This is a genomic window from Paenibacillus sp. PAMC21692, from assembly GCF_014303795.1.
GTDB lineage: Bacteria > Bacillota > Bacilli > Paenibacillales > Paenibacillaceae > Pristimantibacillus > Pristimantibacillus agaridevorans.
In genome coordinates, this window is record NZ_CP060293.1 from 5993677 (window position 1) to 6010891 (window position 17215).

7 protein-coding genes and 1 pseudogene are annotated in these 17215 nt (G+C 58.4%); 1 reads left to right on the forward strand and 7 read right to left on the reverse strand.

The window, feature by feature from the left end:
- Nucleotides 1–131: 131 nt before the first annotated feature.
- A pseudogene (locus H7F31_RS34610) lies at nucleotides 132–245 on the forward strand (transposase); the annotation flags it as partial.
- Nucleotides 246–993: 748 nt separating this feature from the next.
- Here H7F31_RS34610 and H7F31_RS24615 read toward each other — a convergent pair.
- The 7 genes from H7F31_RS24615 to H7F31_RS24645 form a co-directional block, all read right to left on the reverse strand.
- Nucleotides 994–4638 carry a family 78 glycoside hydrolase catalytic domain gene (locus H7F31_RS24615; RefSeq protein ID WP_261800123.1) on the reverse strand — a complete coding sequence of 1215 codons (3645 nt, stop codon included), beginning with the start codon at nucleotides 4636–4638 and terminating at the stop codon, nucleotides 994–996.
- Nucleotides 4635–5903, reverse strand: a complete 1269-nt coding sequence (locus H7F31_RS24620; protein ID WP_187100931.1) for a ribulose-bisphosphate carboxylase large subunit family protein — start codon at nucleotides 5901–5903, stop codon at nucleotides 4635–4637. Before H7F31_RS24620 ends, H7F31_RS24615 begins: the two co-directional genes overlap by 4 nt.
- An 82-nt stretch (nucleotides 5904–5985) precedes the next feature.
- The gene (locus H7F31_RS24625) at nucleotides 5986–8679 is read right to left on the reverse strand and encodes a glycoside hydrolase family 78 protein (RefSeq protein WP_187100932.1); all 2694 of its coding nucleotides are present in this window, start codon (nucleotides 8677–8679) and stop codon (nucleotides 5986–5988) included.
- A 7-nt stretch (nucleotides 8680–8686) separates the two neighbouring features.
- The gene (locus H7F31_RS24630) at nucleotides 8687–11968 is read right to left on the reverse strand and encodes a glycoside hydrolase family 2 TIM barrel-domain containing protein (RefSeq protein WP_187100933.1); all 3282 of its coding nucleotides are present in this window, start codon (nucleotides 11966–11968) and stop codon (nucleotides 8687–8689) included.
- Between the two features lie 20 nt (nucleotides 11969–11988).
- Nucleotides 11989–13386 carry a four-carbon acid sugar kinase family protein gene (locus H7F31_RS24635; RefSeq protein WP_187100934.1) on the reverse strand — a complete coding sequence of 466 codons (1398 nt, stop codon included), beginning with the start codon at nucleotides 13384–13386 and terminating at the stop codon, nucleotides 11989–11991.
- Nucleotides 13380–15113, reverse strand: coding sequence for a glycoside hydrolase family protein (locus H7F31_RS24640; protein WP_261800124.1), 1734 nt, complete (start codon nucleotides 15111–15113; stop codon nucleotides 13380–13382). The genes H7F31_RS24635 and H7F31_RS24640 overlap by 7 nt, the downstream gene beginning before the upstream one ends.
- Before the next feature lie 22 nt (nucleotides 15114–15135).
- The gene (locus H7F31_RS24645) at nucleotides 15136–16902 is read right to left on the reverse strand and encodes a sensor histidine kinase (protein ID WP_261800553.1); all 1767 of its coding nucleotides are present in this window, start codon (nucleotides 16900–16902) and stop codon (nucleotides 15136–15138) included.
- Nucleotides 16903–17215 lie beyond the last annotated feature (313 nt).

Sequence of the window (17215 nt, forward strand, 5' to 3'; positions counted from 1 at the left end):
AAGAATGAGGATTAAAACGTTTTCATATATTGCGGAACTCTATTACGGCCACAACTGAAGGGGCTGTCCGAGAAGTGGACTTTTAAAGCAAAGCTGGCAATCCGGGAGAACGTCCGTCGCTTCACAAAGAGGCGATTCTCTCGTTTCTTTGGCGTCCCTGCATTCCGTTTGACAACAACCAGGCCGCACGCGATTTGCGTATGGTCAAGGTCAAGCAGAAGGTGTTGGGATCCTTTCGCACGTAGCAGGGGGCGAAGGTCTTTGCCCGCTTGCGGGGCGTGGTCTCCACTTTGATCAAGCAACGCCTTTTCGTTCTTTCTTCGCTATCAAACGTGTATGATAATTCATACACAATTCACCAAATAGGCTGACATCTGGTCAAACGTGTATGAAAATTCATACACAATTCACCAAATAGGCCGGCACCTGGTCAAACGTGTATGAAAATTCATACACAATTCACCAAATAGGCCGGCTCCTGGCCAAACGTGTATGAAATTTCATACACAATCCACCAGACAGGCCGGCTCCTGGCCGAACGTGTATGAAAATTCATACACAATCCACCAGACAGGCCGGCTCCTGGCCAAACGTGTATGATAATTCATACCCAAACTACCAAACAGGCCGGCTCCTGCCCTAACGTGTATGAAAATTCATATACAATCCACCAAACAGGCCGGCTCCTGGCCAAACGTGTATGATAATTCATACACAATCCACCAAACAGGCCGGCTCCTGGCCAAACGTGTATGATAATTCATACACAATCCACCAAACAGGCCGCCATCTGGTCAAACGTGTATGAAAATTCATACAGCTGGACGCCCCGTTTTGGTTGAATGTTAAGTGCCAGGCAACCACCTCGCCACTTTCCTGAAAAAGCAGGTACACAAAAAGTTGGACGGAAGACATTTCGTCTTTCCGCCCAACTTTTTATTTTTGGGACTTATTGACAGCCCCCTTTTCTTAACAATAATGAGCCTGACAGCGTTAATTGCCCGCCGTTACTTCTTGCGCGGAAAACGTATAGCTTCCGGACACCGTCACGAATATCGTATGCTCCGCCTCATCCCTCAGCTTCTTGACGCCTTCAGGCAATGCCGGTTCTTCCCCATGACCGCAGATGTTCCTAGGGGCATAGACGATCCCCCTCGAATTCGGCGGAATCGTGACGCGGAGAGACGGTTGATTGGTCTCGTCCCTCTCCCAGCGCACGCTGGCATAACCCGGGCGCAGCCGTTGCCAGGCTTCCGCCCACTTCATATCCTCCGGCATATAAGGTTTGATCAAGATGGTGTAACGTTCGGTTGCCGTATCAAAACGGTAATCCATGCCGGCCAGACCTTGATACAGCCACTCCTCCAGATGACCCAGCATAAAGTGGTTCTGCGACTTGCCGACCACAGGTCCGTCCCACGCCTCGGTAAGCGTCGTTGCGCCATGTTTGATCTGATAACCGTACCCCGGCTTATCCGTTACTTGGGACATCCGGTAGATGACATCCGATCTGCCGGCCCTGCCAAGCGCTAACAGCACATAACGGTAGCCTACGTCGCCGGCCGTCGTCTGGTAGCCGCGTTCGGCAATTTGCCTCGCGAGCCTCTCGGCCAACATGCCGCGATGCCGCTCCGGGGCAATCCCGATTGCGATCGGCATGGCAAGCGCGGTATCGCTGCCCGTTGCGTAGCTGGCCGTCTCCTCGTCCCAATATTCCCGTTGAAACGCGGATTGGATGGAGGCGGCCAATTGCCCGTACTCCTGAACATCCCCTTGCTCATTCAGCATGGCGGCCATTTTCTGCATAACGACGGACAGACCGTAGAAGATCGCCGTCTCCGCCAATGGAACAGGCGTATTTTGCGAAAATCCAGGTCCTGCCGGACCGATGTCATACCAATCGCCAAGCCCTCCGGTTATGATGTAACCTTCCGACTTTCCGGTCAGATAAGCGATATAACGTTTCATGCCCGCGTAGTGCTTCTCGATCAGACCGATATTGCCATACCGCTGCAGCACTTCCCAGGCGGTCAGAATATAAGTTCCGCCCCAAGCGGTCGCATCGCGGAACAGGCTTAGCGAATCGTCGAACACGACATACTCCGGAGCGGTCGTCGGAACCAGGCCGTCAGGCAATTGGGCATCGGCAATATCCTGCAGCACCTTCTTCAGCATCGCTTCCACGTCGTAGTTGTACATAATCGACGGCCCCATCAAATGAACCTGCTCCAGCCATCCCAGCTTCTCCCGATGCGGGCAGTCGGTAAATACGCTTTTGGTGTTGCTGAGAATCGCCCATTGGATGATGTCATGAATCTCGTTAAGCAACGGATCGGAACATTGAAAGCCTCCTGCGGATTCCAGCTCGGGATACAGCATTTCTCCCGTGATGGCATGCAGCACCGGCAGGGATGACGGGGATGAATCGGCGAAAGCTTCGGGCACCGCTCCTTCAATCATCACGTAACGGAAGCCGGTATAAGAAAACTTGGGACGCCATTCCTCCACGCCATTGCCGCTTAGCGTATAACAAAACTCGCTCGGGGCTCCCGTCCACTTCTGGTTGACCAAGCCCTCCTCCGTCAGCAGCTCCGCGCAAGTCATTACGACTTTCGATCCCGCTGCGCCGCTCACCTTTAGTTTCGGCCAACCCGAGAAATTCCGGCCCAGATCCGCCACGTAAATGCCGGGCTTGGGATTGCTTATACGCTTGGGCTCGAGGATGCGCATCACCTTAACAGGCGGAGCCGCTCCCGCCGCAAGCTTGCCGGCAGGTCCCATAATCTCCAGGGCCGGACTCCACGAAGCGGCACTCTCGTCTTCTCTGCGCGCATCGTACTCCTCGCCGCCATATATACATGTAAAGATTAGCGGACTTTCCCCGGCTTGCCAGCCGCCGTCCGTCCGAATCGTCTCGCTTGTACCGTCGTCATACTCGATGACGATATCCGCCAGACAAGTGGGAGTGCCATAAGAGTCCTTAAACTTAGCATACTTGCCGCCAGGCACATGGTAGAAGCCGTTCCCCAGCTCGATGGTTATCGTATTTCCTCCCGTTTCCAGCATGGACGTGATATCATAAGTCGCATACAGAACGGTTTGGTCGTAGTCCGTCCAGCCGGGATCCAGCTCGCGATCTCCTGCCTTGCGGCCGTTTAACCGAAGCTCGTAGTGGCCGAGCCCGCTAATGTATACCCTCGCGCGCGCAACCTTCCGGGCGACATCGAAGTCACGACGAAAGCGGAACGCTCCCTTCGATGCGGCTGTCGCATCCGGATGCGTAATCCACTTGCCCTGCCAGCTGCCCAGCTGTCCCGTCTCCCACCAGGCTGTCGGGCTTGTATAAAGCGACCTTTGCCCGTCTTCTATCGTCACTCTCCAGTAATAACGCTGCCTGGGCTGCAGAGGACTGCCGTCAAAGCTAATCGCCGTATGAGCGCCTCCGCTGACGAACCCGCTGTCCCAGACATCGGCAGCTCCGCCCTGCAGTCTATCGAAGCTAGAAGCCACCTCGATTCGGTAAGCGCTCTGCCGGAAGCCCGGCGGCAATTGCTCCAGAAAGGACCAGCCCAGCCGGGGATGCCGCTCGTCCAGGCCTAACGGATTGGGCATCCCCTCCGTACGCAAAGCGCCGACCGCGATTGGCGCGGATGTCGCCACCGCGATCGTTCGGAATTCCGGGAAAACGTTGCATGTCGCATCGCCGTCCATAGGCCGCCTGCAAGCGGTGTAAAAATGGTACAATACCCCGTTATGCGTAATAATCGACGGTTTATGGGCGAATACGGAATCGATCTCGTTCCCTTCTCCGACCGTGATTATGGGTTCTGCGTGCTTGCGCCAGTCCAGCAGATTATCCGACAATGCCAGCCCTTCCTGGGCGGCCTTAAAATCAAAGCCGAAATAATACATCGCCCAGCGCGATCCGTCCCGCAGCACGCAGGGATCGCTGGCGAAGCCGCTGTCCCAGGCATCCGCCGTGACCCGGACGACGGGATTGCCGTCATGGCGCGTCCAATGCACGAGATCTTTGGAGGTCGCGAGGCCGATTTGCTCGGTCCAGCGGCCCTCATCTTTGTCCTTGGCGTTGTAGAACAAATAAAACATGCCATCGTGCTCCACCAGACATTCCTTGTATAATCCGCCTCTCTCCCATTCTCCTCCGTCCTCAGGCACAAGAATGGGCTCCTTCAGACGGTGCCAGTTCATCAGGCTTTCGTCTTCGGTCCAGGCAAGCCCGATCTTGGCCGAACCCGCCTCGTAGCCGTCGCCGGGATAGGAGTGATAGGCCAGCCAATACTTTCCGTCCCACTTTTTCAGATGGCCCGGACCGTGCATATCGTTGTCCCTAAGAATCCAGGTGCCCGCTATATTGCGCGAATCCCAGGCATCCCCTTCCTCCTCCCGGGTCAATATGGTCGACAGATGCTCCCAATGAAGCAGATCGTCGCTTGCGGCCAGCGCCGTCTGATAGCCCGTTCCGTCGAAACCGACGTACATCATGTAGAATCGGTCACGGTGCCGGAATACGAAGGGGCAGTCTACCGCCCGGCTGTCGAAGGCTCCGTCCGTTCCGGAGCCTATGAGCACGGGCTTCTTCCATTTGTGCGGGGTCAAACAAGCTGCTATGTTCATCATGAACGACCTGCCTTTCCGAATTTGTCCATAGCCCTCCGCACGACGGGATGCCGATTCGCGCATTGCTCCAGCGTAACGCCGTTCACGGCCGCTTCCCATGCCAGCTTCATGCTCTCGAAGCCGGCGGCCGCGCCGTCCGGATGAGCCAGCATGCCGCCTCCGGCCAAATGCATGACGTCCGCCGTTTTTGCGGCGTTATAGGTTGCGTGCGCCGTACCTGCCCATTGGCCCGAGGAAACGACCGGCATCGCCTTATAGCCGCCAAACAGCGGCTCCGTGCAAGCCTTGATGGACGCCGTGACGGATTCGTTGCTTTCGTAGAACTTCCCGTCAAGGCCGTTGACGTGCAGATGATCCGCGCCCGCGAGACGGCAAAGCTTTTGGTAAGGCGTAAACGACATGCCAAGATGGGGCGAGCGAGTCATCATTCCCCACTGGTTCCGATGACCATGGATGGGCACCTCGCTGTAGCCGTTTAGATGCGCAAGCCCGGGGAGCCCCACGCTCAATATGCTGACCATCACGCAATTGCCCCCCGCGCCGACGACAAGGTCGTGATTGCGGCGAAGCTCATCCCAATCGCCTGTAATATTGAAGGCATACATCAGCTTTTTGCCCGTCGCGTCCGCCGCGCGTTCGATCGCGGCGGTCACGGCCGCAACCTTCTTGTCCAGCGGAGCATATGGCGGATTGGCGTTCAGTTCGTCATCCTTGATGAAGTCCAACCCCGCTCTGGCAAGCTTCTCGACCATGACCGCCAGCTCCTCGGTAGACAAACCGATGCTGGGCTTTACGATGGTGCCGAGAAGGGGACGATCATACACTTGAAGCAGTCGACGCGTCCCTTCAATGCCGAATTTAGGCCCTGCGTAACGTTGGGCGAACTCCTCCGGCAATTGAAGATCGAGCAGCCGCAATCCCGATATTTGCTGCAGTTCGTATAAGTTGCCGGCGATCGCCGACATGAGGTTCGGGATCGACGGGCCGAAATTATGAAGCGGGAAGGAGATGACGACGCGGCCGCGATGATAACGACCGTCGTGACCAGGGGGCGCAACCGTCCCCGGCAAGCTGGGAGCGTCATGGTCCTCCAGCCGTTCGATCCCCTCGACGACGGCCCCGTGCTCCCTCTTCAAAGCATCGCTCTCTCCCGGCACCTTGGTGAAGGTGCCCGTCGACTGTTCGCCCGCAATGATCTCTGCGGCCTGCTCCAGCGGGTACGGCGATTCAACCCAATAAGTAGCGGCAACGCGTTGTGAATCCATACGGCTACACTCCCTTCGTGCTCAATGCCGATGCGCTGCTGTTTCCGCGATCGGCAGATATGGTCAATCGATAAGCGGCTTGCTATACGCTTGCTGTAACGGGAACATGCTCGCTCGTGAACGCGTAGCTGCCGGATCCGACGCGGAACGCCGAACCTTCCTCCTGCACATCCAGCTTGGCAATAACTTCCGGCGATTCGGTAATTTCCTTGCCGTCCAAACGCACTCCGCTGCCCGGAACATGAACGGTCGCCGTCGTATTTGGAGGCACTTGTACGTCAAGCCGAAGTTCTCCGCTTGCCGCCAGTTCCCATTCGACGGAGATGGCGCCGTATAAAGACTCGTATGAAGCCTTGACGCGCGTCAGCCTGCCGCCCGGCCTTGGCCGAATCACGACATGGCTGAACCCCGGTTCGGCCGGATCGGCCTCGATGCCCGCCATGTAACGGAACATCCACTCGCCTACGGAGCCGAGCGAATAATGGTTGAACGAATTCATGGAAGACGTCTGGAACCCGTTTTCCTCCGTCCAGCCGTCCCAGCGCTCCCAGATCGTCGTCGCGCCGTGTTTGATGGAGTACATCCAGGACGGGAACGCCTCCTGGGTCAGCAGCTTGTAGGCAACGTCGAGCTCCCCGGAGTCGCTTAGCGCCGGCAACAGGTAACCTACGCCGAGGAAACCCGTGGACAAGCGGTCGCCCCGCTCCCGGATATTGTCGGTCAGGCGGCGGATCGCTTTATTCTTCAGTTCTTTCGGCAATAATCCGAATTGAAGCGCGAGCACGTATACCGTCTGCGTCTCGCCATGGATGGAGCCGTCCTGCGACACAAAGGCCCGGCAGAACGCCTCCGAGATATCGCGGAACAACGTTTCGTACCGGCGTCGGTCTTCCGTCTTGCCAAGCGCACCGGCAATGTATCCCATCAGCTTCGTACTGTACGCGAAATAAGCGGTCGCCAGCACTTCGTTCGGCGTGTCGGCCTCGATCGACAACCAATCTCCGTAGTTGGCGTAATTCGGCCGAATCAGCTCCACGCTATTATCCTTTAAGTAATCCACCCAGCGCGTCATCGCGCCGTAATGCGTCTCCAGAATGCGGGTATCCCCGTACATCAGGTACAGCGTCCAGGGGATGACGACCCCGGCGTCGCCCCAGCCCGCGTTGTCCGGCGCGAACCAGTTCAGCCTGGTGCTCCACATTTTGTAGCGCATCCAGCCGGCATCGGGAGCCACGTCCGTGAATGCGCCCGACGGCTGCTGGCAGTCGATCATGTCCCACATATATTTCGCGAAGAAACGCGACACGTCCATGTTGTAGGAAGCCGTCCGCGCAAAGATCTGGGCGTCCCCCGTCCAGCCGAGCCGCTCGTCGCGCTGCGGGCAATCCGTCGGCACGGACAGGAAGTTGCCTCGCTGCCCCCAGGTAATATTGGCGTACAGCCGGTTGACCATGTCGTCCGAGGTCTCCAGACTTCCTGTCACCGGCGTGTCGGAATGAATGACCTTCCCCGTTAGGGTCGTCAGATCCGGCTCGCCGGGGTATCCGATCAGCTCCACGTACCGGAAGCCGTGAAACGTAAAGTGCGGCTCGTACCGCTCCTCCCCGCCGCCTTTCAACACGTAATGATCCTTTTGCACGGCCACCCTGAGATTATCCAGGTACAAGGTTCCGTCCGGATTAAGCATTTCCGCGTGGCTCAGCGTAATTTCCGCGCCTCTCGCCCCGGTCGCCCGCAGCTCCGTCCAACCGACCATGTTCTGGCCCATATCGTAAATATAGGAGCCCGACGCCGTGCGGGTCACCGCAACCGGCGTGATGCTCTCCGTTATCCGGATGGGCGGCTCCATCGTCGCCGTCAGATCCCCGTTATAGCCCGAACGGATATCGGGCGCCTCCCAAGAGGACGAATCGAAGCCGGGCAGATCCCATCCTTCCAGCTCCAGCCGGGCATCGTAGCTTTCGCCCATAATCATGTCGGAGTAGCGGATCGGTCCCTCCGCGACCCGCCAGGAGCCGTCCGATAAGACAAGTTGTCTGCTGCCGTCCTCGTATTCGATCGTCGCCTGCAGCAGCAGGAATGGACGCTCGCCGTACACGCGGCTTCCCAGGAAGCCGACGGTTCCGGCATACCAGCCGTCGCCTAGCATAACGCCGAACACGTTCTCCCCCTGCTTCAGGAGCTCCGTAATCTCGTAGGCGTGCACCTGCACGCGCTTGTCGTAATCCGTCCATCCCGGCGCGAAGAGATGTCCCGCCTCTTTGCCGTTAACCTTTAGCCGGAACAGCCCCAGCGCCGTGACGTACACGACGGCGCGCCGGACGGCGGAAGGGACGGAGAAGGTTTGGCGCAGATATGGGGCGGGCTGCAGGTCGTGAGTCGTTCCCGGGCCAAGCCGCGGCTTGCGCCCGATCCACTTCGCCTTCCACTCCCCGCGGGACAGCAGCCCCATCGACCAGTTGGATGGCTCGCTCCATTCGGAAACTTGGCCCCGTGCATCCCAGACCCGGACCTTCCACCAATATTGCCGCTCCGATTGAAGCTCCTGTCCCGCGTAGACGACATGAACGGAGCTGCGGGATTCTACCTTGCCGCTGTCCCAGCAATCGCCTTCGCCGCCGGCGAGCTTGTCGCGCGAAGAAGACACCAGCACTTGATAGGCTGCTTGCCTCGCGCCTCGTTCATGGGACTCTAGCTTCCAAAAAAGGCGGGGAGCCCGGATGTCGATTCCGACGGGATTGACTTCGTATTCCGTTTTGCAAGTTAAGATTCGCATAGGCCTGTTAGCCCTCCTTGTGTGATGAATAGGCGCGCCGGATCGCGGCCGCCCGCGATTCGTCGTTCCAGAACGGCTTGAGCCGAACGGTATATGTCATGCTTTCGGCGGATATCAAATAGGACGGCAGGGTCGGCGCGTAGCCGCAGCTATGGTTGCCGAGTCCCGATTGTCTCCAATCCGCCAGAACTTCGATTTCGTCCAACGGGACAAGGTCGGCATGATGGCTTGTTTCGCCGAGCGCCTTCGTCCCGTATCGGTTGACGCCCAATTGTCCCAGCATTCCCTCCGCGGCTCCCGCCACAAGCAAACCTGCGCCACCGGCTTCGGCGATCGTCGCCCAGCGCACGTCCGCCTTGCTTCCGCTCTCTTGAGGCTTGACATACGGAACGAATTGTTCCGAAACCTTGCCTTCGTAGACGCCTAGCTTGCCGCTCGCCTTGCGGTCGGGGTAACATTCGTGCGGGCCTCTGCCGAACCAGGCGAAACGGTCGAACGACTTCGCCATCGCGAACCGCATGCCCGCTCTGGGCAGCGGCGGCAGATCCTCCTTCAGGGGGATGATCCGGTTCTCCAGTCTTACGTCGCCATTGCCGCCAATCGTATACAGCTGCTCCGTCCGGAACAACATGCGGGCCCCTTTGACGCCCAGCATGGATTCCACTTCGATCCGAACGGCCGAACCGCCTTCGGCGATCTCCGAATCGACGCGGCGAACATAGGCGGTTAATTCGTGATAACCCGCCTCTCGCCACCGCTTCGCCAGATGGACGTCGTTGTCCACCGGCGCGCGCCATAGATGGATGGCGGGACCCTTCGCCAGCAAGGACGTGCCCCCGCATTCCCAGGCTACGATCTCCCCGGCCAGCTTGTCGAAGACCAAGGCGAAGCCGTCTCCGGAAACTGATAGAACGGCATCGTTCTCCGTCAGCGACAATCCGGTCTCCGTCAGCGACAATTCTCTCTCCGTAAGCGACAATTCTCTCTCCGGCTTCGCGTCATTGGCAATCGCCATCTCTGCCCCGGCTGCCATGGCTGCCGCGACTTCCGGGATTTGCATAGCTTCCGTACTTCCGGAACGGGTCAGCGGCACGTCGGCCCATGCGACCTCGTGTCCCGCTTCCGCCCATGCCGCGCGCTCGCGAAGAACGAAGCTGACATGGAGCCAATATTCTCCCCCGCCTGACGCCACGGAGCGATAAGGAATCGCGACGAGCTCCTCGTCCCCCGGTGAAATCCGTAAAGGCGGAAGCTCGCCCTCCTCTATGACGTCGCCGTTGCGATAAACCCGCCAACGAGGCAGGAGATGCTCCAACGTGACCGAATCATAGCGATTGATTATCCGCAATATCCCTGTTTCCGGTTCGGTCGGCCGCACGACGACGGGTTCGATCGCCTTTTTGAATTCCGCTAAAGCCGGCTTGGGTGACCGATCGGGGAACAACAGCCCGTCGATGCAGAAGTGGCCGCTGTGCGGTTCGTCGCCGAAGTCGCCTCCGTACGCGTACCTGAGACTGCCGTCGTCCATCTTGCGGCGAATCGCAAGATCGGACCATTCCCAGATCAGTCCGCCGCAGAGCCGGGGATACCGGTAGACCGCGTCCCAATACTCCTGCTGGTTGCCCAGCGCGTTGCCCATCGCATGACCGAATTCCACCATCAGATACGGGCGCGTATCCTCCTTCTCCCCTTCGGCGATCAACATGTCCACGGAAGGATACATGGAGCTGACGATATCGACGACGGGAGCCTCTCCCGCCCGCTCGTAATGAATAAGGCGCGTGGGATCCGCCGCCCTGGTCCAAGCGGCCATGGCGTCGTGATTGGCGCCGTAACCCGATTCGTTGCCAAGCGACCAGACGATGACGGAAGGATGGTTCTTGTCTCTCTCCACCAGTCGCGCCATTCGGTCCAGGAACGCTTCCCTCCAAGCGTGATCCTCGGCTAGCGTGCTTTCGAACGCGGTTTTCTCGTCGGGATTGTTTATCCAACGGCTGATCTCTCCCAGAAACACGCAGCCGTGCGTCTCCAGATCCGCTTCGTCGATGACGTACAGCCCATAACGATCGCATAGGTCGAGCCAACGTTCGTCGTTGGGATAATGCGAGCAGCGCACGGTATTGATATTGTGCTGCTTCATTAACGCAATGTCCCGGACCATGTCCTCCATCGTCGTCACTTGGCCGAGATCGGGATGGAATTCATTGCGGTTCACCCCGCGAATTATGATGGGGTTTCCGTTGACGAGCACCTTTCCGTCCTTCGCCTCAACGTCGCGGAAGCCGACGGAGAAGCGCTGTACCTCGGTTACTTCGCCCTGTCCATTCTTCAATGTCAGCAGAAGCGTATAGAGAGCCGGCCGCTCCGCCGACCAAAGCTCGGGGGCGGGAACGGGAAGCTCGGTGCTGAGGACGGTTTCTTCGCCCGGCGCCGGATCGGCTGCGGCAATCGCCGCGCTTGCAATGGCATCCATAGACGGCCCCAGGAGCTTCGCTTCAAGAAAGCAAGACGCTGCGCTTCCTTCCGCGCTCCCTTGCGACCGGTTGCGTAACGTGACGGCAAGCTCCAGGGAGCCTTCGCGGTACGAGTCGCGAAGCCTGGTGACCAGCCTGGCGTCGAATAAATGCGTACCCGGCACGGACAATAGATGCACATCCCTGAATATGCCGCTGAGGCGCCACTTGTCCTGATCCTCGAGATAACTGCCCGTCGACCATTGATAGACGCGGACCGCCAGCTTGTTCTCGCCCTTGCGGACAAGCGACGTAATATCGAATTCCATGCGATTGTGGCTGCCTTGGCCGAAGCCGGCCTCTTCTCCGTTTACCCACAGATGGAACGCCGCGTCGACGCCGTCGAAAGCCAGAACGAGACATCGCTCCAGCCATTCGTCTCCCAAAGAGAACGTCGTGACGTAGCAGCCCGTGGGATTCCGCTTCGGAATATACGGGGGATCCACCGGGAACGGATATTTGCTGCTGCTGTACAGGGGCACGCCGTAGCCGTGCAGCTGCCAATTGCTCGGAACCCGCAGCGTCGACCAGTCTTCGCAGCTATACGAAAGCTCGTGAAATCCAGCCGGAGCTTCAACGGGACTTTCCGCGTAATGAAATTTCCAATCGCCGCTCAGGCAGCGATAATAGGGGGAAGCCGAACCATCGTTTTCGAGCGCCGACCGTTCATCCGCGAACGGAACGGCAGCGGCTCTGGGCCGTTCGGTCCCCCGCTGAAGCACGTTTAAATTCTCATAATCGGGCAAGCTTGCGGCCTCCCGTCTTGTTCGTTTCATCGTCTCCCGCCTCCTGACCATTAACCTCTCGTCCCCGATGCCGTTCCCAGTCGCACTCGCTCCAGGAAGTCGTCGCTTCCCACCTGTCCCCCTTTGAGCACCAGCTCCAGCCCGTCGATGGACGGATCATGACAATGGGCTCGGCATAACGGTCCTCCCGGCTCGATCGCAGCTTTGCATTCCAGAGCGTAAATGCCGATCGTCCGCGAGACGTACCCCGACGTATCCCCGCCTGCGATGACGATGCGGGAAATGCCGGCTTCTGCAACGACCTGCCGGCAAATAGCGCCAAGCGCCTCGCCGAGCAGGCGACTGCTTGCCTCCGCGCATTGCCCTTGCGCCGCCAGCGCGTCCCGCAGCGGGCCGATGCCCTCGTCGTGGGGACCCAGCGCCGAATACAGAATGACGCTGCGCCCCTCGGCAAGCCGCACCAGCGTCTGCTTCTTCAGGTTCGCGATCGCGTCCTCCCGGCGTTCGGGACTCAGCAGCTCTTCTCCGGCGACGCGTATGCCGGCATAACCGGAATCTAGCGCATAACGAATCTGCCGCTCGGTAACCGGCGAGCAGCTGCCCGACACGACTAACAGCCTGTCGACCGCGCTCACCGGTTCTACCGCCGGGCCCTCCGCGGGCGCCAGCCCCTCCGCGCGCCAAGCGGATCCCAGCGCGTATTCCACGCCGGAGGAACCCGCTACGAAGAGGCCTTCGCCATCCGCCGCCTTCTCCCAGATGAGCCTGCCCGCCGCGGCCAACCGCTTCTCGTCGAGCACGTCGAAGAGCACGATATCCGGCTCTTCCTCCGACACAAGACCATTGAGACGTATGCGCACGGCCTCATGCTCGCCGTCTTGCGCCGCGATGTCCAGCAGGGAGATGGACAAGTCGGTCTGCTTTCCCAAGTGCAGACGCAGATCCGATTCCGCCATGGGAGTAACGGGATGTCTCTTCATCGTCGGGTGGCGGTCCAGCCGATGCACCTCGCCCCCCGCTCCCGCAAAATGATGCCCGAACACCGTATACCGGCGCAAATAGGGGACGCCGACCAGCAGCGGCACGAACTTGCCTCGCTTGCGGCTATCGAACACGTCGCTGCCGATCTCGATCGCCCGGCCGATGCTGCCCGTGTCCGGGGATGAATCGAACGTGGAGCAAATCTTGTAATGAACGATCGCCGCGTTCGCGGACCTCAGCGTAGCCAAAACGGGACGAAGCTCGCGCTCCATCTCTTCCGGCGGCAAGGAACGGCTTACTCCGGCCACGCCGAAGCAATCCGCGTCCCGGAATTTCCCCTGGAGCAGCTCCGGTTCCGGCGGCTCCAGGAACAAGATCGTGCGCAGGCCCGTGCGGTACAGCGCCTCCAACACGTCCGTCGACCCCGTAAAGTCGTCGCCGTAATAACAAAGCAACCGTTTTACCATACGAATTCGCGATCCAGCCGGCGATAATCGCCCCCGCGCATCGGGGCCCGATCGAAAACTTGCCGCCCGCTGTACAGCGGCTTTTTCGTGCCCTTCGGGGTAATCCCCACCACGTCGTCGCCGCGCCATTCCGCCTCGAACGTTTGGCCGACGGCGTTCTCCAGCGTCTTGCGGAAGCTTAACGGGAAGGTCACCGTAATCCGTTCCCCGGCGGTCGCCTTGCCGAGCGAGAGGAAGTGGCGGTTGACCCAGCTGCTCTCCTCGCTGCCTTTGCCTTTGGCCACGCTCCCCTCCCGCTCGCGGGTGTACTTGATCTTTGTAAAACCGGCCCACTCCGGTATGCGGATCAGAAGCCTTGCGATGTCCGAGCGCACGTCCAGCACGATCTTGCCTTCGTGAGGCAAATGGCTGCTGACGTCAAGCCACTTCGAACCCCGGTTCAGCAAAAAATTGACGCTGACGGTCCCGTTTTTCTCCGTGATCGTGTTGCTCCAACCCATGAACAAGCCGCGCGTGCCCGATCCCAGGCAGCAAATTTGCAAATCGCTCGTATGGCCGCGCCCTTCGTTGACGTCGCATACAAAATCGTTCGGCGCCGAATAACCCGCGAAGGAACCACGGGTGCGCTCCGCCACCTTGTAGAAGGTTGTGTGGGCCTGTATATCGTTCGACTTGTCGTCCGTCTGCTCCACCCAGTCGAGATCCAGCAACTGCGATTCCGCCAGATGGTTGCGCAGAAACCGCTCGACGACGCCCCAATATTCCACGTAACCGCTCTTGGCCAGAGTAATGCCGCAGGCGATCAGGTCCACGAGCGAGCACGTCTCGTGCTCGTAGGCCTGCTCGTGCAGATCGCCCGGCGTCCAGCCGAACGCCGTGCATTTGGTCAGCGCCCAATCGTAGCTTTTCTTGACCCAGGCGATCATCGCCGCGTTGCCGGAGTGCATGCCGAAGCGGGCGATGGCGTCGAGCGTCCCCAAACGGGTATGGAAGTGGCCGCTGCGGTAAGCCAGCGAATCGTTGAAGCTGCCGTCTTTGTTGAAGACGCCGCTCCGCTCCATGATTAGCGCGGTAAAAAACTGGCAGAGCTCGTAAGCGTCTTCATTGCCGGTCAACTCGTGGTACTTCAGCAGCGGCATGACCAGCCTGCCGCAAAATGCCGCGGGGTCCGGCGCCAGTCTCAGCTGCACGCCGTTCGCCGAGGGCCATCCCGTCTCCTTGTATTCGGACGCCGGATAATACCAGACGTCCCGTTCCTTGACGGCGATTCTCTTCAAGGCCGCCACATGGCGATCCGCCGCTTCCTTCACCTTGGGATCTCCAGATTCCATGTACCAGGTCGTCAAGGACAGGATGACGGCGCGCTGGTCGATCAGGTTGGCGTTCGGCTCCCAGTCGCGGGTCGGGTTGATTTGGCGATAGCTCATCCCGTCCTCCTTGAAGAACGACAGCAGATTCTCGCGATACCGCTCCTCGACTTCCTTGCCGAACGTCTCGCCGGACATATGCCTGGCCAGAATCAGGCCGTCGATCATCCTGCCGTGTGAGGACCCGTAGTCCCAATCGCCATGCTGCATATAGGCGGGCTTGTGCATCAAGTCCGCGCTAAAGAACGGGATATAGCCATGATCGCGGTCGGCCAGCCCGATCATCGCGTTGATGGCGTGGGCCGCCCTTTCCTCAAGCATAAGCGTATCCGGAATCTCGCTCATTCGTTGTTGCTCCATTCGATCTTCACTCCTTTTATCGTTATCCTTCGCGCGCGGCGGATCCGCCTAAGGGAGAAACCGTCAGCCTCAAAATATACTTCGTGCCCTCCCCTTCGCGACTCTCGATCAGCAGCCGCGTATGTCCGCCGTAGAACGCGCGAATGCGTTCGCTGACATTGTAAAGCCCGTGACCGGAATTTTCGTTCTGCAGCTCCTCGCGATCCCGTTCGTTGCTCAGCACGCCCCGGATCAGCTCCAGCCGTTCTGCGGGGATGCCGGGACCGTTATCGGCAATCACGATCTGGAGCTCTGCGCCTTCTCTTCGCACGACGATATCGATCTCTCCGCGCTTGCGGCTCTGTCCGATGCCATGCTGGATGCAGTTCTCCACGAGCGGCTGCAGAATAAAGCGGGGACAACGGATATCGTCAATCTCCGTCAGAACCTGGATGGAGAAGCTTAACCGATCCAGCATGCGCAGCTTATGCATGTCCAAATAGTGCTTTACGTTATCGATCTCATGCTGCAGCCTCGTCTCGTTGTCGCCGGAATTCAGCGTGTACCTTAGCAGCCGCCCGAACGTGTAGGTCGCGTCCACGACTTCCTGATCGTTGTTGATTTCGGCGAGCATCCTAATGGATTCCAGCGTGTTGTACAGAAAATGGGGCTTAATCTGCGCTTGCAGCACCAGATAATCCGCTTCTTTCTTCATCAGCTCGGCTTTGTGCACGGTATTTAACAACTCGTCAATTCGCTGGACCAGCGAGTTGTAGGATCGGGTCAACAAATCGATTTCATCATTGGATTTGCCTACTGTGTAGAAGGTCAGGTTGCTCTCGTCTCCCCGTCTCATGTGCTTGGCCAGCCCGAGAATGCGGCGAACGATCGAGGAAGCCGTCGCGTAATAGATGCCCGTCAGCACCGCAAGCGATAGTAACAGGATCAGAGCAAGGACAAGCGTCTTGGTCCGAATATCGACGAACACCTCGTCCATCTGGCTAAAGAAGTAGAACGTCGTGGACAGCTCCGGAATCGTCAGCGAATTCACAAGCGCCCTCTGCTTGCTGGAGTAGGCATAACCTTGATCGTTTTCATCCGCCATGGCAATCAAGCTTGCCGTCAATTCGTCGTCCTGTCCGGCCCCCTCGTTGCTGTATACCGTTGCTCCGCCCTGCATGATCCGCACTTGCATGTTTTGATTGACATCTACCGCCTTAAAGAAATTGCTAATCAACGATTCATTCGTTTTGATCTCCAGCACGGCCAGCGGCTTCGTATAGCTGTTGTTATAGATGCGCTGGTAGTAGCTCAAGCTCGGAAGCTCGGCAATATCGGAGCTTGCGCTCCGCAGCCAGACGCCTTCGTCCACTTTGACCCCTTCCAGCAACGCCAGAGGCTCTTCATTTATCCGATCCAGATCTTCGAGCTCTCCGTCCACGGAGTGGACCTTGGGCAGCGTTTTGTACAACTTAAGAGAAGAGATCCCGTTATCGCGCGATTGCGCGTATATGAATAGCGGACGTATGTCCTTGAGATAGTTGTATACATGCTGCAGCTCCGAACTGTAGTTTCCATTTAAATAATCGATCAGTTGCTGGTTGTTCATGAACAAAGCATGAATGGATTCCACCTGCTTCAGGCTGGACCGGAAGCCGTCGCCGGCTTGCGCCACCAGCTTCTGCTTGCCTTCGGAATATTCGGACATGACGTCCATGTAGAACTGATTGTACAAGTAACCGCCGAAAACGATAATCGGCAACAACACGAGAAGCAGGTAACCTAGCGCCATTTTCTGAACGATCCTCATATTTTTCACTGCAACAGCCTTCTTTCGCATTCGGAGGCTTCGCTTGAAGCGCTTCCATTCTAGTTGCAATTATTATACGAAGGAACTTTGGCGGTAGACAACTTCCCTTTTGCAGCCCGCCCGCCGCGCGCGAGTTCATTTGGTTCCGGCCGCATGCTCCAATTCCGCCTCCATCCTCCTTCTCCTTAGCTGATAGCGGCTGCTTTGGGGGACTTAACTTCATTGTATAGACGAGCGCTTGGCATGAATAGTGATGAAAACTTAGAAACGAGCGAACATTTTTAAGAACTATGTAAGCGCACGCACCGACAAA